The following is a 16,771-nucleotide window of genomic DNA, read 5'->3' on the forward strand; positions in this document are numbered from 1 at the left end:
AGACTCTGTCCAGCGCGTTCTCATGATTCACCCCACAGAGCAGGCGCTCGGAGTGAATCACGGCGCGGAAGGGGGCGCGTTCGCCGTGCGCCCTGTCGCGAAGATCACTGTCTGTCTACCGTCGTCGCCCATGAGCACGCACGGTAACGGGTGGGGAGGTTCGCGGATGGTGGTGCTGGACGCCGACACAGAGGCGTACGGGGACGTGTACGGAGGGCTCGACGAGGGCGCGTACGGAAGCGCGGGCGGGTGGCCCCGCGCAGGTGCGCACGGTGTGGCCGGTGCGGCCGGCGGTGACCGCGCGGAGGGGCAACTGCCCGTCGAGTGGCGGGAGTTGGTCGCGGCCGCGACCGCGACCGGGGCGGCGGCCGGTGGCTCGGCGGCCGGCCGGCTGAGCGGGGTCCTGCTGGGGGTGCCGGACGCCACGCCGTATCTGGGCGTGCTGCGGCTGCTCGCCGACCGGATCACCGAGCGGGCGGCAGCGGCGGGCGGCTTCGCGGGCACCGGGCTGGAGGTCTTCGGGCCGGTGTTCTGGCGGTGCCTGGCGCTGGCCGCGGCGGACCGGCTGGAACTGCTGCGCCGACTGCTGCCGGCCGACGGGCCGCGTCCGGCCGCGCGCGGCGGGCGGCCGTCGCGGTCCTTCGCCCGGCCGCCGCGGGTCAGGGTGCACGCCGCCGACGCGGGGGCGGACGGGCGCGCGGACGACAGATGGGTGGACGCCCGGCCGGGGGCCGACGGCGATCCCGCGGGGCCGCCCGAAGGGGGCGCAGAAGCGTTCCGCCCGGGCGCCGCGGAGCTCCGTCCCGGGCGGTTCCTGGACCTGGTGGCGGAGCTGCTCAAGGCCGACCCCGAGCGGATCCAGCCGCTGCTGTGCGGCTGGTTCGACGACACCCGCCCGCTCCGGACGGCACCCGCCGCGCCTCATGTGATCACCGTCGCGGACGCCGCGCAGGCCCTGCTGCACACCCATCGCGCCCGGGCGCTGGACGCCCTCGTCGAGACCCTCGCCCGGGTCGCCCACCCCCGGGCCGCGGAGCTGCTGGACGCGCTCGCCGAGGACGAGCCGGCGGCGCTGCGGCGGGCCGCGGCGGGCCGGGGGAGCGGTGCTCGGGGGGCGATGCCGGGCCCGCAGGGCACCGCGGCGGAAACCGGCCGATGGCCGGACGGCCCCGCGGCGTGGCCGATGCAACAGCGGCCAGGCCACCCTTCGCGCGAACCCGCGCTGCCGGCATGGCAGTCTTAGACCTGCGCCATGCCGAAATGGCGCAGTGGACGGACAAGAGTTCGGGCGAGGAGCGGGCACAGTGCAGCGCTGGCGTGGCTTGGAGGACATCCCCGAGGGTTGGGGACGCAGCGTCGTCACCATCGGCTCGTACGACGGAGTGCACCGCGGCCACCAATTGATCATCGGGCGGGCGGTGGCCCGTGCCCGTGAGCTGGGGATCCCCGCCGTGGTCGTCACCTTCGACCCGCACCCGAGCGAGGTGGTCCGCCCCGGCACCCATCCGCCGCTGCTGGCGCCGCACCACCGGCGGGCCGAGCTGATGGCCGACCTGGGCGTGGACGCGGTGCTGGTGCTCCCGTTCACCAAGGAGTTCTCCCAGCTGGCGCCCGCCGACTTCGTGGTGAAGGTGCTGGTCGACAAGTTGCACGCGCAGGTCGTCGTCGAGGGCCCGAACTTCCGCTTCGGCCACAAGGCCAAGGGCACCGTCGAGACCCTCGCCGAGCTGGGCCGGACCTACGACTACACGGTGGAGGTCATCGACCTCTTCGAGCGCGGCACCGCGGGCGACGGCGAGCCGTTCTCGTCGACCCTGGTCCGCCGGCTGGTCGCCGAGGGCGACGTGGCGGGCGCACGCGAGGTCCTGGGCCGGCCGCACCGGGTCGAGGGCGTGGTCGTCCGCGGGGCGCAGCGCGGCCGCGAACTGGGCTTCCCCACCGCCAATGTGGAGACCCTGCCGCACACCGCCATCCCGGCCGACGGGGTCTACGCGGGACTGCTGCACGTCGAGGGCGAGGCGATGCCGGCGGCCGTCTCGGTCGGCACCAACCCGCAGTTCGACGGCAAGGTGCGCACGGTGGAGGCGTACGCCATCGACCGGGTCGGGCTCGACCTGTACGGGCTGCACGTCGCCGTGGACTTCCTCTCCTACATCCGGGGCCAGGAGAAGTTCGACACCCTCGATGCGCTGCTGCAGCGGATGGCGATCGACGTGAAGCAGGCCCGCGGGCTGATCGCCGATTCCGGACTGGTCTGACGCACCGGCGCCCGCACGCGGCGCACAAAGGGGCGGGGCCCGGCAGCTGACTGCCGGGCCCCGCCCCTTCGTTCATGCCGCGCTCACTGCGGCGGCGGCTGCTGTGTCCAGCCGCCCTGCTCCGGCAACGGCGCGTCCGGGGCGGGCTGTTGCTGCCAGCCAGCCGGCGGCTGCGCGGGGGGCTGCTGCTGCCAGCCGCCCTGCTGCGGCGGGTAGCCGGCCGGCGGCTGGCCCTGCTGCGGGACCTGCTGCTGCGCCTGCTGGGCGTACTGCTGCTGGGCGTACGGGTCCTGCTGCTGGGCCTGTTGGGCGTACGGGTCGCCGCCCATCTGCTGCTGGCCCATCTGCGCCTGGGCGTACATCCCCTGCGCCTGTTGCTGGCGCGCGAAGTCCTCGGCGACCAGGGCGGAGAGGTTGAAGTACGCCTCGCGGGTCTTCGGCCGCATCATGTCGAGGTCCACCTCGGCGCCGGCGGCGAGGTGCTCGTCGAAGGGCACCACGACGACGCCGCGGCAGCGGGTCTCGAAGTGCGACACGATGTCCTCGATCTTGATCATCTTGCCGGTCTCGCGGACCCCGGAGATGACCGTGATGCCGCGCTGGACCAGGTCGGCGTAGCCGTGCGCGGAGAGCCAGTCCAGGGTGGTGCTGGCGCTGCTCGCACCGTCCACGGACGGGGTCGAGATGATGATCAACTGGTCGGCGAGGTCGAGGACGCCGCGCATCGCGCTGTAGAGCAGACCGGTGCCCGAGTCGGTGAGGATGACCGGGTACTGCTTGCCCAGGATGTCGATCGCGCGCCGGTAGTCCTCGTCGTTGAACGTCGTGGAGACGGCCGGGTCGACGTCGTTGGCGAGGATCTCCAGGCCCGAGGGGGCCTGCGAGGTGAACCGGCGGATGTCCATGTAGCTGTGCAGGTGCGGGATGGCCTGCACCAGGTCGCGGATGGTCGCCCCGGTCTCGCGGCGGACCCGTCGGCCGAGCGTGCCGGCGTCCGGGTTGGCGTCGATCGCCAGGATCTTGTCCTGCCGCTCGGAGGCCAGGGTGGCGCCCAGCGCGGTGGTCGTCGTGGTCTTGCCGACGCCGCCCTTGAGGCTGATCACCGCGATCCGGTAGCAGGAGAGCACCGGCGTACGGATCAGCTCCAGCTTGCGCTGGCGCTCCTCCAACTCCTTCTTCGCGCCCAACTTGAACTTGGACGGCTGGGCGTTGGCACCCGGCTTGCGCTTCTTGGGCTGGTTGCGCAGCAGGCGGTCGGAGGTCAGCTCGACCGCGGCGCTGTAGCCCAGCGGCGCACCCGGGGTGGCCCGCTGCGGCTGCTGCTGGCCCGGCTGGGAGTACTGGGCGTAGTTGGCCGCCGCGTTGGGGTCGCCGAACTGCTGGCCGGGGGGCTGCTGTTGCTGGCCCGGCTGCCCCTGGTGACCCTGTTGCACCGGCTGACCCTGCTGGGGGTAGCCGGGCTGGGCCTGCTGCTGTGGCGGCTGCTGCTGGGCCTGCTGGGGCTGCTGCGGGTAGCCCTGCTGCGGATAGCCGTAAGCGGGCTGCTGCGGCTGGGCGTTGGGCTGCGGCTGGGCCTGCTGCTGCGGCTGGGGCTGCTGCTGGGCCTGCTGGGGGTAGCCGTACGCGGGCTGCGGGTAGCCATAGCCGCTCTGCTGCTGCGGATAGCCGGCCTGCTGCGGCTGCTGCGGGTAGCCCTGCTGCTGCGGCGGCTGCGGCTGGGCCTGCTGAGGCTGGACCTGCGGCTGTGGCTGCTGCGGCGGCTGGGGATGCGCCTGCTGGGGCGCGGCCGGCGGCTGCTGACCGGCCTGCGCCTGCGCCATGCGCGGGTCGGCGGGCTGGAACTCCGGCGGCAGCGGCGGCAGTCCGCCCTGCGCCGGGGCGCCCTGACCGGGCAGGCCCGGCTGCTGCCCGTCCGCACCGGCCCACGGCGCGCCCTGCGCGGGAACGCCGTGTGGCGCCCCCTGCTGCGGCGGCATGGCCTGCGGGGCCTGCGGCGCCTGTGCGGCCTGCGGGGCGACGCCCTGCTGCGGCACACCCGCGACGGGGGCCTGCTGCTGCGGAGGCTGCGGCTGGGCCGGCGGCTGTCCCTGGATGGGCTGTGCAACCGGCTGGGCGGCCGATGCGGCGGCTGCCGCGGTCGCGGCGGAGGCATCCGGCCCGGGAGCCGGTGCGGGCTGTCCCTCGGGCGCCGGGGCGGCGTCCACGGGGGCGGCCGGCGCGGCCTCCGGCTGCGGCTGCGGTGCCGCGGCGGCCTGTGTCTCGGGCGCCGCCGGCGCGTCGTCCTCGTCGTCGTCCCAGAGGGAGGCCGAGGGGTCCGGCCCGGTGCCGGAACGGACGTTGGCGTCGTCGTCGGCCACGGCGGGGCCGGCGGCACCGGCGGCCACGGGAGCCGACGGACCGTCGGACGCGGCCGCCGGGGCGTCGGCGCCCGCGTCCTGCGGACGCAGCGTCGGGAAGCCGGGAGGCGCGGTCGGATCGGGTGCGGACTGCTGCGGCACGCCGGGGACCGGGGCGCCCTGGGCGGGCGGCCCGGACAGCGGCTGGCCGGTCGGCGGCGGGGTCGTGCTCTGAGCCCCCGCGGGCGGAGTCGCGGGGGAGACCGCGATGCCCGCACCACCACTGGTGTCGTTGCTGCCGTACCAGGCCGGAGCCGCGAAATCGATCTTGAACTCGCCGGTCAAGTCGAACTCGGACTGGTCGTCGTCAGGATCGTTCCCGTCCGGGCGGAAAGCCTCCTGGTCTCTCACTGTGCCTCCTGGTCTACTGCAACGCACCTGAACGGCAGGACCGGATACAGGCGGATCGATCGGTTGTATCGGAAGTCGGAGCACGCCACCCGGGGTTGCGCCACCACTGCTAAGTCTCCATCCCCGTATCGACTGCCGTCGTGCACTGCCGATGTGATGTGCTTCTGCGGCTCTCCCCACAGCCTAATCAACAGTCGGCCCATAACGGCAGTCGATGCCATGTCGTCTTCAAGCCCGGTCGGCACGCCTACGGGCGCACCCGTGGGTGCGCCCGTAGCTCGTGCCCGGCGGCCGGTGGTGCAACGGGCGCACGCGGCGCCCGCGGACAACCGGCCGGTGAGGGCGGTCAGTCCATGCGGCGTGGGCCGCCCAGCAGGTTGGTCTCCGCCTCGGTCGGCTGGGTCATGACGAACTGGTGGTCGCCGTCCCGACGGCACCACAGCATGGCATTGTCGCTCAGCGTCGGCAGCACCGCGCCGACGTTCTCCGGCAGCCGCATGATCCGCGTCACAACCTCCGCCTCTTCGGGCGACAGCCGCTGCAGACCGACCAGGTCCGCCCGGCCGAGCATCTGCGGCGAGCGGGGGCCGAGGAACGGCAGCACCGTCAGCACGGTCTGCCAGGGGCTCGGCGCGAGCTGGTTGCGCGGCGGGCGCGCGCCCATGTCGCGGACGACCAGAACGGGGCTGGAAACCGACGGTCCCTGCGGTGCGATCTGGCGCACGTCGAAGACCGAGACGCACTGCTGACCGCCGCCGGCGGCCTGCGCCATCTGGCCCCAGGCCGGCGGCCGGGCGGTCTCCACCGCGACCCGGGCGCCGGTGGCGACCGTGCGCAGTGCCAGCACCTGCGCCATCCACATGCTGCCGACCAGCACGATCTCCATCGGCGCGGGACGCAGCAGGCTCAGCACGGCGGGCTGGTTCTGCGGGTCGATGCCGATGATGACGCCGTCGTCGCCGACCGGCAGGGTCAGTGCCGCGAGCGACTCGGCGGTCAGCACGTGCGGGTTGCGCCGCGGGCCGCGCAGACCGTAGCCCGGCCGCGGCTTCGGCCCGGTCGGCCCGGACTGGTCCTCGTCCGGGCGCGGCTGGTGCGAGGGCCGCCGCGCGCCGTCGGCGGGAGCGCCGGTCGGAGGGTTGCGCCAGCCGCTGCCGCTGACGTTGACACGGGGCTGATACGTGGGAGTGCCCATCAGCGGGTACCTCCGAGGGGAAGCGTGGCCAGCAGGCCGGGGAGCTGCTCGCGGTCGAGGCGGACCAGCCCGACCTTGACCGAGCCGGAACGGCGCTCCAACTCGTCCTGCGCGGCGGAGAGTTCGTTGTCACTGCGGGTCGACAGCCGGATGTAGCCGGTGATGGCCGGCAGTCGGCCGCCGCCGTGCGTCGCGGTCAGCGCGAAGGTGCTGGCCATCGCCCGGGTGCTGGTCAGCAGCTGGGTGATGGCGGCCAACGGCGCGCCGCCCCGGCCGAGTTGGGGCCACCGGCCGATCCAGTACGTGGTGTGCCAGCGGTCGTCGCAGCGCATCGCGCGGGTGGTCTCCTGGGTGCGGCGGGCGGCCCGGCCGTCCCGGCCCATCGCGCCGTTCGCGGCCCGCGGGCTGACGCACACCGCGGTGCCGACCGCGGCCACCACCTCGCGCTCGTCGAGCACCTTGGCGCGCACGCCGAGCGAGGTGAGGCGGCTGACGAGCTGGTCGGCGGCGCGCAGCAGGGAGCGCTGGGCGCCGTCCATGCCGCCGCCGCGGGCCTCGATCGCCTCTGCGCACAGCTCCGGGTCCAGCTTCAGCGCGATCCAGGTCAGCTGGACCGCCGGGGTCTGCGACTGGGCCTGCAGCGGCGCGTAGGAGCGGGCCGCGACCGCCTGCTCGGGCAGGTGCGGCGCCGGGGCGGGCTGGGTGTACTGGACGAACTGCACCGACTCCAGGTGGATGTCCTCGACGTCCAGTGCGGTGTGCAGCACCTCCAGCGGGACCATGTGGCTGCCGCGCTGCGGGCGCAGCGGTTCGTCGCGGGCGTCCACCTGGACGATCGCGGTGAGGAACGTGCCGTCGCCGACGAAGCCGATGTTCCGCTGCTCGTTGTCGGTGTACTCGTGGGTGCGCAGCGCCGGTTCGCACTCCACCAGCGGGGCGAAGGCGGGGTCGACGCCCTGGGTGGCGGCGAGGTTGTCGGTGGCGTCCTTGCTGCGGCGATTCATCGCGCGCACGGTGGTGATCCACTCGGGCAGCGGGATCTTCCTGCGTCGGCCCAGTGCGAAGACGACGAGGACGGCCGCCAGCACACCGGCAACGGTCAGCGCCACCGCGTTGTGCATCGACAGGCCCACCAGCACCAGCGCCGCGGCGAGTTCGATGATGGCCAGCTGCTGGACCCGGACACCGCCGATGGTCCCGGCCTGCTGACGAAGCCGGGGCGACACCGGCCCGGCCGCGGCCCGACCGCCACTTCCTCCATTGCCCGGAGCTGTACCGTTTTGGCCCCCATTTCCCGCGTTTTGCGGTGCAGCGGAAGGCTGTTGCTGCTGTTGCCGCCCATTGCGGCGTCGAGCCCTGGTGGCGCTGGACATCCCCCGGCCTGCTCCTCTACTGGTGGTGTGCCTTAGGCGAATCGGCTGCCGCTTCTCGGACTGGTGCGTTGGAAGGTGGCACCCGTACCGTACGGCTCGATCGATACACGGCATAGTAGAGGGCGCTACGGCGTGAGTGCCGGGGGCGGTCGATGTGGATCCAACAGGCGGGGAGAGAAAGCAACAATGGCATCACGTCGGGACGAGCTGAATGCGTATTCGTTCGCTCGAAAGCGCACGAATGCGGCATTTCTGAAGCCGCTGCCGAACGGCTCGATCGAAAGCGCACCCAAGCCGCTGAAGGCGGTGTTGCCCAGCGTGGTGATGGGGGTCGTGATGCTCGTGGGATTCGGGGCCTGCGGCATCCTCAAGCCGGTTGCCCCGCCCGGGTGGGACAAGGTGGGGGCAAATGTCCTCGTCGGTGATGAATCCACCACACGCTATGTCGTTCTGCCGAGCAAGGATGCAAACGGCCAAAAGCAGAATCTGCTGCACCCCGTCCTGAATCTCGCCTCGGCCAAACTTCTTCTCGACCCGAAGAAGTTCCAGGTCGTCAAGGTCAAGGAATCGGAGCTGGACGGAAAGCTGGCGCACGGCCCGGCCGTCGGCATCCCGTACGCCCCGGACCGCCTGCCCACCGCGAAGTCGGTCGACCAGCCGAAGACCTGGGCCGTGTGCGACCGCCCCGGCAGCGGCGAGAACAGCAAGAGCCAGCAGGCCGTCTTCGTCCTCGACGGCAAGGACAAGCTGGACATCGACAACACCAAGAAGGGCAAGCTCGACTTCCACCAGGCCCTGTACGTCGAGGACCCCGACGGGGTGCCGTGGCTGGTGGACAGCAACGGCTTCGCCTTCCAGATGATCGCCGACGTGGCCCAGGGGCTGAGGGAGGCGAAGGTCGGCCTGAAGCACGCCGACGTCGAGGCGGACCGGACCCTGCGGCGGATCGTCTTCGGCTCCCAGGCGGAACCACAGAAGGTCTCCGCCGAGTTCATGAACACGCTGATCAAGAGCCCGTTCCCGATCGGCATGCCGACCATGGACAACGCGGGTAAGCCGTACCCCTTCGACGACGTCCCGGTCGCGGCGCGCAAGGTCGGCTCGATCCTCCAGGACGGCAACGGTCAGAAGTACGTGGTCCAGGTCACCGGCGTCTCACAGGTCAGCAACTTCGTGGCCAACCTCCTGGAGCAGGGCCCCAACGCGGCGGCCGTGAACGGCAACAGCGGCAAGGCGCTGCAACCGATCAACGTCGCCACCGGAAGCATCACCCACCCCAGGCTGGGCACCGACAACCGCCCGTTCGTCTTCGCCGGCAAGATTCCGGGCACGGACCTGGACAACCCGTGGCCCAAGGAGACCGTCACCGCGGCCAACGACTTCACGCACGGCTCCCAGACCGGTGGCCTGGGCGCGCCCACGTCGAACGGTGTCTCCTGCAGCGTCTACAAGGGCACGAACAACAAGTACCCGGGCGTCGAACAGCTCGGCTACCCCAACGGGCTCCCGAGCATGGGCACCTGGGTCGGCAAGGACTACCCGGCCAAGATCGCCCCGGGTGCCTCGACCTACGTCACCCCCGGCAGCGGCCTGCTGTACGAGCAGGTCGCCAACCCCAAGGCGAACTCCGGCAGCCTCTTCCTGGTCACCGACACCGGCCTGCGCTACTCGATCCCGCGGAACAACGACTCCGCCTCCAAGGCCGGCAACGACAAGCAGGAGCAGGACCAGGCGCAGATCCACCTCGGCTACGGCGACGCACACCCGCCGCTCATGCTGGAGGCGTGGTCCAAGCTGCTCTCCGCGGGGCCGCAGCTGGACGTCGCGAGCGCGAGCAAGCCGCAGGCGTCCTAGGGCCGGGGAGCCGCTGTCGGCCACTCTCGGACCGCACGAGGCCGCGCCGGGCACCCTTCACGGGGGCGCCGGGCGCGGCCTCTTCGCCGTCGACCCCGTGTGCCGCCCTGCGCCCCCCGGGGCGGCCTGTTCACTGTGCCGGCACGCAGGCCCCGCGACGCGCCCCCGGTGGCCGCCGACGCCACCGCGCGACCGCTCCCGGGCGCCGTCACACCCACCCGGAGCCGCCGGCATCTCCCCGGAACCTTCACTACCGCCTGACCGAAACCACCCCATCTGACCGTTTCCGCCGAACGGCGGTTTCCTGCCGCCCAGTTGACATTGTTGTGATCCCGTCACAACAGCCGTCCCCCTGTTGGGAACAGGCGTGTGGAGTAGGTAATGTGGCAGGAGGCGTCAGCAGGAGATGCCAACCGCGCACTGCCTCGCGGCGCCGCGCGGCCGACGTACAAGTCTCATGGGGGACGTTGACCATGGCTGGTCAGTTCACAACCACGCACGAGGAGATGGTCGCGTTCAGCGGCAAGATCGACTCGGTCAACCAGTCGATCCGGGGGGAGATCCAGCGCCTGCAGACGGTCGTCGACTCCATCACTTCCGGCTGGAAGGGCCAGGCGGCCTCCTCGTACCACAACCTGCAGTCGCAGGTGAACGAGGACGCCAACCGGATCAACCAGCTGCTGGCTGAGATCAAGGAAGCGATCGACCAGACCACGGGCAACTACACCTCCTCCGAAGAGGAGCAGGCTCAGTCGATCTCGCACGTTACCGCCCAGGCTTCCCCGTTCGGATGATGGGGCCGCGCCACTGACCTGGCGCACGTGCCCACCCCGCCGGGGCCCGGCAGATCGGTTCCGATTCCGGTCCGCCGCCACGGCATGTGAATCGACTAGACAGCTTCAACTCCTGAGGAGACCCCATGTCCGGCCAGATTCTGGTCAATTTCCAGACGATCAGCCAGGCGAGTTCCGACGTTCGTCAGACCGCCAACAATGTTCGCCAGCAGCTCGATGACCTCGAGGCCGGCGTCAAGCGGATCGCCTCCAGCTGGGAAGGTGCCGCGCAGGAGGGCTACCAGGCTCGCCAGCGTGAGTGGGACCAGCGTGCCCAGCACCTGCAGCAGACGCTCGAAGCCATCGCCAAGGCGCTGGACACGGCCGCTCAGAACTACCAGAGCACCGAAAGCAAGAACGCCAGCATCTGGAACGGCTGACCTCGCATCCCGCGAGGCCGCATGGCACAGACGGCACACGGCTGAGCAGCCCCCGACGGCTCGCACAGTGTCTATGAGGGCGAGCGCGCTGCACCAGTGCGCTCGCCCTTCTGCCGTCCGATGATGCCTCGGGGATGTCCCGGGATGTCTCGGATGACGCCTTCACGACCTTTCCTCCCGCCGTCACCGATTCCTCACCCGCCGTTCCTCGATCCGACCACCTCCTCATCTCCTGTCTTCCTGCAACCCCTCGTCTCGGCCCATCCAACCGCTATGGAGAGCAGAAAACCCGTGGGATCTCGCGCCATTGGTCTACGAACCGGGCATCGCCGCCGCGCGACGGGCGCCCTGGTCACGGCGGCGTGCATCGTCGGCCTGTCGAGTGCCGCCGCCGCACCGGCGGTAGCGGATACGAACACGCCGCTGCAGAGCGGTGAGTGCAAGTTCGGCACCGACGACATCAAGGAGACCCCCTGGTCCCTCCAGCGTCTGCTCACCAACCAGATGTGGGCGAGCGGCAAGGGCGAGGGCATCAAGGTCGCCGTCATCGATACCGGCGTGGACGCGGGCAACAAGCAGGTCCAGCCCGCCATCGAGGGCCCCGGTAAGACGTACGTCGGCGGCAAGCCCACGCAGGACAAGGTCGGCCACGGCACCAAGGTCGCCGGCATCATCGCGGCCCGCCCCAGCGCGACCTCCGGTTTCTTCGGCCTCGCCCCCAAGGCCACGATCATCCCGCTCCAGCAGACCAGCGACGAGAAGGCCGGCACCGCCGACACCCTCGCCAAGGCCATTGACGACGCGATCGCTGCCAAGGTCGACGTCATCAACATCTCGCAGGGCGCCGACGCCAGCAGGGGCCAACTGGGGTTGCTGGAGCAGGCGGTGAAGAGGGCCCAGCAGGCCGGCATCCTGATCGTCGCCGCGGCCGGCAACAGCGGCGCCAGCGGCGAGGAGAAGAACATCTACCCGGCCGCGTACAGCAAGTACTACGACAACGTGCTCGCCGTCGCCGCCTCGGACCGCAACAACGAGCGCGCCGTGTTCTCCCAGCCCGGTTCCTTCGTCAGCATCGCCGCACCCGGCGTCGACATGGTCTCCACCGTCCCGCTCGGCGGCAACTGCGTCGACCAGGGCACCAGCTTCGCCGCCCCGTACGCCGCCGGAGCGGCCGCCCTCCTGATCGCCAAGCACAAGGACGACAAGGACAAGTGGGGGCCGCGCGAGATCATCTGGCACCTTGAGCAGACCGCCGAGCGCGTCCGCCGGGGCCACGACGACTACATCGGTTGGGGCGTCATCGACCCGGTCGCCGCCCTCAAGGACGACACCCGACCGACCGCCGCACCCACGCCGGACAAACCGTCCGATGTGGCCAACGGCTCCCAGATCCTGCCGGCCGTCGCCACCCTCGGCGAAACCACCGAGGAACGACGCGCCCGCATCTCCATCTTCATCGTCGGCGGCGGCCTGCTGGCCGTCGGCGCGGTCGTGGGCTCCTCGATCGCCCTGCGCGACTGGCGCCGCAAGACTGGATTGACATCACACGGGGAGGCCAAGCATGGCTAATGAGGAATACGGCGTAAATCTGGACGCTCTCGACCAACTGGTCAAGGAGCTCAACCAGATCCTGAAGGACATGGGCGGTCCGAACGACAGGGCCAAGAATCAGACGTATCTGCCGGACAAGGCCCTGGGGAACTCATTCGGTGAGCAGAAGGACATGCACAACGCTCATACCGAGATGCAGCACTACATCCAGAACAACATCGTCAAGAAGATCACGGATCTGATCGACGAGTTCGGTCAGAAGTCCAAGAAGACGAAGGAAGCCTACGACGACGCCGAGCAGCGCAACACGACGCATCATTGACAGCGGCTCTGACGACGTTGACGGTTAGGTGAAGGAGAAGGGGGACGAGGGTGAGCGAAAACGCGGGCGGTGGGCCCACGGATCGGTACGTGGACACCAGGTTCTACACCAAGTTCAATCTGAACGATCTCGACGGACTGAAGAAGATGCTGGACGGCGCCAGCCATGAGACAGTCCGGGAGGTTGCACGTCACTGGCAGCTCCTGCATGACGAGTTGGTCGGCGAGGACGGCCAAGGCGGTCTTCAGAAGCGGTTCACCGACTCCGTGAACAAGGTGATGGAATCCTGGCACGGTGAAGCGGCCAACCGCTTCCAGAAGAAGGCTCAGGAAATCGTCCAGAACTTCCAGAACGGAGCGCCTTTCGCCGTTCACACGGCGAAGATGATGGCCGCGACGGCCGACGATCTCCAGAAGGCCATGGACAAGGTCACTCCGGTCCACGACGACTGGAACTGGAGCGATGATGTCTGGGGCGAGATGCCCTGGTCGGACCAGATCGACGATGACGATCTGAACGACATGCTGAAGAAGGGTGTCAGCACCAGCGGAGTCCTTGAGGCGAACAAGGACAACCTGTCGAGCCATCAGACGAAGCGGCTTGAGGCTGCGGTGGCCATGGAGACCCTCGGCACGGCTTACCGGACGCGGGCGTCGGGGTTGGCGAAGCCGGGGACGGGGCCGGGGAATTCGCATGTCGATGACAGGCGATCCGAGCACCCCGACCAGAAGGATCTGGGCGGCATCCCCATGCCCATGCCCACCGGCGGCGGACTGGGAGGCGGCGGCGGGGGCGGAGGTGGCCTCAAGATCCCCACGCGTGGCATGAAGTCCGCGCCTCCCAAGATGCCCGAGATGCCCAAAACGCCGAACACGCCGGGCATCAGTGGCGGAATGGGCTCGGTGGGCTCGGTGAAGCCCAAGATGCCTGACGTGACGACCAACCTGGACGGTCTCCACGGTGGTGGCTCCGGCGGTCCCGGGGTCAAGATGCCTGGCGGCGGCGCAGGCGGCCTTCCCGGTGGCGGTGGTGGCGGTGGCCTCCACGCGCCTAGCGGCGGTGGTGTAGGCGGTATCGGTGGCGGTCTGCCTGGCGGCGGCATGGTCGGTGGAGCAGGTGCCGGCCGTGGAGCCGGCGGCCTGAAGGGCGGAGCGGGAGGCATCAAGGGCGGAGCCGGTGGCGCGGGTGCTGCTGGTGCCGGATCTCGCACCGGCCGTCCCGGTATGCCGGGTATGGGCGGTGCCCATGCCGGTGGCGCGGGCAAGGGTGCGGGCGCCAAGGGCGCCGGCGGCGCCGGTGGCCCCCAAGCCCGGCAGAAGGGCGGAATCATCGGGAAGACCGGTGGTAAAGCCAGCGGCGGAGCTCAGGGTGGCTCCGGTCTGCACCGCAGCCGCGGGGGAACCGCGGCCGGCGCCAACTCCGGCGGACGTCGCCCGGCAGGCATGATGGGCGGCGCCCATGGCGCCCACGGCGGCAAGGGCGAGGGCAAGGGGCAGGACGGAAGCCGTCCCGACTACCTTGTGGAGGACGAGGAGACCTGGACGCCGGAGCGTAATGTGGCTCCCCGGGTCATCGAGTAGGACCGGCCGGACAAGCAATCGGCAGACACGCTTGGGGCCCGCAGCTCTCGGGCTGCGGGCCCCACTCTGTGAGGAAGGTGTAATGGCATGAGCTTCACGCGGACGCTGCGTGCGGTGGGCGGCGCGGTAGTGGCGGGAGCGCTGCTCTTGGGCACCGCGCCGGTTGCTTCGGCAGACCAGATCAGAAACGAACAGTGGCCGTTGCAAAAGTTCGACGCTGAGTCGATCTGGAAGATTTCAACGGGTAAGGGCGTCACTGTCGCTGTTCTTGACAGCCCGGTGGATGGGAGCCACCCGGACCTTGCAGGCAACGTCCTCCCAGGCAAGAACTTCATCACCGGTAGCGGTCCTGCGAACCAGGGGACTGGTGCAGATGCAGACCATGGCACGGCGATGGCAGCGCTAATCGCTGCTCACGGGCACGGTGCAGGTGGAGCTGACGGCGTTAAGGGGCTTGCCCCAGATGCAAAAATCTTGCCCGTTGCTGTTCCTGACGGAGGTCAGGGCCCGGCTGGGTTCGCCCTGCAGCTGAGGTATGCCGTCGATCAAGGCGCCAAGGTGGTGAACATGTCGTTTGTCACTGGCGAAACGAGCGCTTCTCCGGAAGAACAACAAGCAATTGAGTACGCCCGTAAGCATGATGTGCTTCTAGTCGCTGGTGCAGGCAACGAGGGCGTCGCTACTCCCCAAATTCCAGCGTCGGCTCCAGGCGTTCTTGCAGTGGGAGCAGTGGACAACCACGGAGATGTGTGGAAGAAGTCGAACTTCGGACCTCACCTCAAGCTAATTGCCCCAGGCGTGAACATCAGGTCGGCAACCCCCGTTGTGGATATCCACGGCAAGTACCGCCTGGCCGACGGAACGTCCGACTCCACCGCCTACGTCTCCGCTGCCGCCGCCCTTCTCCGGGCCAAGTTCCCGGACCTTTCTGCCGGTCAGATCGCGAACCGTCTGATCAAGACGGCCAGCCTCCCGGCGGACCAGCAGGGCACGACGCTGCCGGACCAGCACTACGGCTACGGCTCGCTCAACCCTCTCAGCGCCCTGACCAAGGACATTCCTGCTGGCTCCAAGGACGGCCCGTTCCCCGCGGTGGGGGGTGGTTCGTCCGGCCCGTCTTCCGACCCCAGCAACGCTGCCGGTGACGATAACGGCAACCTGAAGATCCAGAGCCACAAGGGCCTGAGCACTCCCTTCATCATTCTCATTGCCGTCGTCGTGCTCGTCCTCCTGGTCATCGTCCTGATTGTGGTGATGGTGGCCAAGAAGAAGGGGCGTAATGGTCCGCCCCCCGGTGGTCCGGGTGGTTTCGGCGGGCCGGGTGGGCCCGGCGGTCCTGGCGGCTTTATGCCGAACCAGCAGCCGCCGTATCAGCAGCAGCCCGGTGCACCCGGCTCCTACCCGCAGGGGCCGCCCACGCAGCCGCCCGGCCGGTAAGGCTCTGGCGTAGAGCAAGCGGAGAAACAGCGGATATGGATTGGGGTCCGCGGCCTACGGGCTGCGGACCCCAATCCATTTGAGAGAAAGGCGCGTTCGGAACGCTGTGACTTGGGTGGGGCGGTGCTCTGCCCTCGTGTCGGAGGGGGCAAAGTACCCGCCGTCTCCCTCAGGTTGCCTGAACTATGGCGGAGCTGACGAATGCAGTCCAGGCGGCAGGGGACGCACTCAGCGCGCACCGTGTGAGGTCTTTCGAGTCGCGGATGTGCACGGCGGTGGCACGAGACGCTACCTCGATGCATTCGCCGCCGGAACCGGTGCTGTAGCTGCTCTTGAACCAGGCCGACTCGGGCACGGCCCGCGTAGTCTCTTCGATGTTCATGCTTCTCCCAGCAACTTCTCGACAAAAGCCAGCGAATCGCGGGGCGTGAGCGCCTGCGCCCTGAGGATCCCGTACTGTTCCTCAAGTTCCCGGACCATCTTCCGGTCCGTGTGCAGGCGGCTGTCCTTGTACCCCTCGACGTAGGCGATCCTCCGCCCTTCGCGCGTTTCGATCAAGGTGAAGGGGCCTTCCAGTCCAGCGTGCTCCTCGCGCTCGATCGGCATCACCTGGATCTCGACATTGCGGCGCTGGCTGTGCAACAGGACCTGTTCCAACTGCCCACGCATGACTGCCTTGCCGCCTAGAGGGCGACGGAGCACCGTCTCCTCGATGACGAAGCTGATCGTGGGCAGTGGTGGGCTACACGCGAAGATGTTCTGGCGGTCGAGTCGTCCCCTGATTCGCTGTTCGACGGTCTCTTCATCCAGCAGAGGCCGCCACATGTTGAATACCGCCCTCGCGTACTCCTCGGTCTGCAACAACCCCGGCACTGCCTTCGTCCCGTAAACATGGAGCCCAACCGCCTTGGCCTCCAGCCGCGCCGCATCCCGGAAGAATGCCGGGTAGCGAGCCCGCGCCACCTCCTCCTTCATCTCGATGAGGACGCCGTGCGCTCCCAGGACCTCGTCCGCCTGGTCGATGAACTCGGGTGGCGGGATGCGCCGCCCCTGCTCGTACGAGGCGATGGTGGAGGGGGAGTAGCCCGTCCTCGCGCCGAATTCGGTGCGTTCCATGCCGGCCCATTCCCGCAGGCGCTTGAGCTGGCGTCCGAACACCTTCAGGATGCCCGACTCGGGCTCGTGCTCCCCGTGCTCGTTGTCGTCCGCCGTCTGGCCTTCGTCGTCCATGTCCGTTGCCT

Annotated in this window: 14 protein-coding genes; 9 read left to right on the plus strand and 5 right to left on the minus strand. The window is 69.7% G+C overall.

Annotated features, from left to right (window positions below; all coding sequences use genetic code 11):
• The first annotated feature begins 130 nt into the window (after positions 1 to 130).
• Together JNO44_RS45210 and JNO44_RS30260 are read left to right on the plus strand one after the other, a co-directional pair.
• On the plus strand, positions 131 to 1,243 hold the full coding sequence (locus JNO44_RS45210) for a hypothetical protein (protein WP_205366877.1): 1,113 nt from the start codon (positions 131 to 133) through the stop codon (positions 1,241 to 1,243).
• A gap of 61 nt (positions 1,244 to 1,304) precedes the next feature.
• Positions 1,305 to 2,258 carry a bifunctional riboflavin kinase/FAD synthetase gene (locus tag JNO44_RS30260; RefSeq protein ID WP_205366878.1) on the plus strand — a complete coding sequence of 318 codons (954 nt, stop codon included), beginning with the start codon at positions 1,305 to 1,307 and terminating at the stop codon, positions 2,256 to 2,258.
• An 83-nt stretch (positions 2,259 to 2,341) separates the two neighbouring features.
• On the opposite strand, the gene JNO44_RS30265 is transcribed toward JNO44_RS30260, so the two are convergent.
• The 3 genes from JNO44_RS30265 to eccE all read right to left on the minus strand — a co-directional run bounded on the left by JNO44_RS30265 (position 2,342) and on the right by eccE (position 7,426).
• Positions 2,342 to 5,005, minus strand: coding sequence for an SCO5717 family growth-regulating ATPase (locus tag JNO44_RS30265; RefSeq protein ID WP_205366879.1), 2,664 nt, complete (start codon positions 5,003 to 5,005; stop codon positions 2,342 to 2,344).
• Positions 5,006 to 5,351: 346 nt separating this feature from the next.
• Positions 5,352 to 6,200: a hypothetical protein gene (locus JNO44_RS30270; RefSeq protein ID WP_205366880.1), complete on the minus strand. Its 849-nt coding sequence runs from the start codon at positions 6,198 to 6,200 to the stop codon at positions 5,352 to 5,354.
• Entirely contained in the window at positions 6,200 to 7,426 is a 1,227-nt protein-coding gene (gene eccE / locus JNO44_RS30275; protein WP_205366881.1) for a type VII secretion protein EccE, read from the minus strand. The genes JNO44_RS30270 and eccE overlap by 1 nt, the downstream gene beginning before the upstream one ends.
• 333 nt (positions 7,427 to 7,759) lie before the next feature.
• Between eccE and JNO44_RS30280 the strand changes: the two genes are divergently transcribed.
• The 7 genes from JNO44_RS30280 (at position 7,760) to JNO44_RS30310 (ending at position 15,530) form a co-directional block, all read left to right on the plus strand.
• Positions 7,760 to 9,427, plus strand: coding sequence for a type VII secretion protein EccB (locus tag JNO44_RS30280; RefSeq protein WP_205366882.1), 1,668 nt, complete (start codon positions 7,760 to 7,762; stop codon positions 9,425 to 9,427).
• 473 nt (positions 9,428 to 9,900) lie between these two features.
• Positions 9,901 to 10,221 carry a WXG100 family type VII secretion target gene (locus JNO44_RS30285; protein ID WP_039632274.1) on the plus strand — a complete coding sequence of 107 codons (321 nt, stop codon included), beginning with the start codon at positions 9,901 to 9,903 and terminating at the stop codon, positions 10,219 to 10,221.
• A gap of 125 nt (positions 10,222 to 10,346) precedes the next feature.
• On the plus strand, positions 10,347 to 10,640 hold the full coding sequence (locus JNO44_RS30290) for a WXG100 family type VII secretion target (protein ID WP_039632272.1): 294 nt from the start codon (positions 10,347 to 10,349) through the stop codon (positions 10,638 to 10,640).
• A 291-nt stretch (positions 10,641 to 10,931) separates the two neighbouring features.
• Positions 10,932 to 12,209 (plus strand): type VII secretion-associated serine protease mycosin, encoded by a 1,278-nt coding sequence (mycP, locus tag JNO44_RS30295; RefSeq protein WP_205366883.1) that lies wholly within the window; start codon positions 10,932 to 10,934, stop codon positions 12,207 to 12,209.
• On the plus strand, positions 12,202 to 12,513 hold the full coding sequence (locus JNO44_RS30300) for a hypothetical protein (RefSeq protein WP_205366884.1): 312 nt from the start codon (positions 12,202 to 12,204) through the stop codon (positions 12,511 to 12,513). The genes mycP and JNO44_RS30300 overlap by 8 nt, the downstream gene beginning before the upstream one ends.
• Positions 12,514 to 12,602: 89 nt before the next feature.
• Positions 12,603 to 14,093, plus strand: a complete 1,491-nt coding sequence (locus JNO44_RS44555) for a hypothetical protein (protein ID WP_205366885.1) — start codon at positions 12,603 to 12,605, stop codon at positions 14,091 to 14,093.
• Between the two features lie 87 nt (positions 14,094 to 14,180).
• On the plus strand, positions 14,181 to 15,530 hold the full coding sequence (locus JNO44_RS30310) for a S8 family peptidase (protein ID WP_205366886.1): 1,350 nt from the start codon (positions 14,181 to 14,183) through the stop codon (positions 15,528 to 15,530).
• Positions 15,531 to 15,699: 169 nt separating this feature from the next.
• Here the strand turns inward: JNO44_RS30310 and JNO44_RS30315 are convergent, their stop codons facing one another.
• Together JNO44_RS30315 and JNO44_RS30320 are read right to left on the minus strand one after the other, a co-directional pair.
• Positions 15,700 to 15,912, minus strand: coding sequence for a DUF397 domain-containing protein (locus JNO44_RS30315; RefSeq protein ID WP_205366887.1), 213 nt, complete (start codon positions 15,910 to 15,912; stop codon positions 15,700 to 15,702).
• A complete protein-coding gene (locus JNO44_RS30320) occupies positions 15,909 to 16,760 on the minus strand; it encodes a helix-turn-helix domain-containing protein (protein WP_205366888.1) in 852 nt (283 codons plus the stop codon). Before JNO44_RS30320 ends, JNO44_RS30315 begins: the two co-directional genes overlap by 4 nt.
• Between the last annotated feature and the right edge of the window lie 11 nt (positions 16,761 to 16,771).

Source organism: Streptomyces noursei (genome assembly GCF_016917755.1).
Taxonomy (GTDB): domain Bacteria; phylum Actinomycetota; class Actinomycetes; order Streptomycetales; family Streptomycetaceae; genus Streptomyces; species Streptomyces yunnanensis.

Coding starts and splice junctions, on each gene's coding strand:
- JNO44_RS30320 (WP_205366888.1), bottom strand. CDS start 16,760: ATGGACGACGAAGGCCAGACGGCGGACGACAACGAGCACGGGGAGCAC.
- JNO44_RS30310 (WP_205366886.1), top strand. CDS start 14,181: ATGAGCTTCACGCGGACGCTGCGTGCGGTGGGCGGCGCGGTAGTGGCG.
- JNO44_RS30315 (WP_205366887.1), bottom strand. CDS start 15,912: ATGAACATCGAAGAGACTACGCGGGCCGTGCCCGAGTCGGCCTGGTTC.
- JNO44_RS30300 (WP_205366884.1), top strand. CDS start 12,202: ATGGCTAATGAGGAATACGGCGTAAATCTGGACGCTCTCGACCAACTG.
- JNO44_RS30280 (WP_205366882.1), top strand. CDS start 7,760: ATGGCATCACGTCGGGACGAGCTGAATGCGTATTCGTTCGCTCGAAAG.
- JNO44_RS30290 (WP_039632272.1), top strand. CDS start 10,347: ATGTCCGGCCAGATTCTGGTCAATTTCCAGACGATCAGCCAGGCGAGT.
- JNO44_RS30270 (WP_205366880.1), bottom strand. CDS start 6,200: ATGGGCACTCCCACGTATCAGCCCCGTGTCAACGTCAGCGGCAGCGGC.
- JNO44_RS30285 (WP_039632274.1), top strand. CDS start 9,901: ATGGCTGGTCAGTTCACAACCACGCACGAGGAGATGGTCGCGTTCAGC.
- JNO44_RS45210 (WP_205366877.1), top strand. CDS start 131: ATGAGCACGCACGGTAACGGGTGGGGAGGTTCGCGGATGGTGGTGCTG.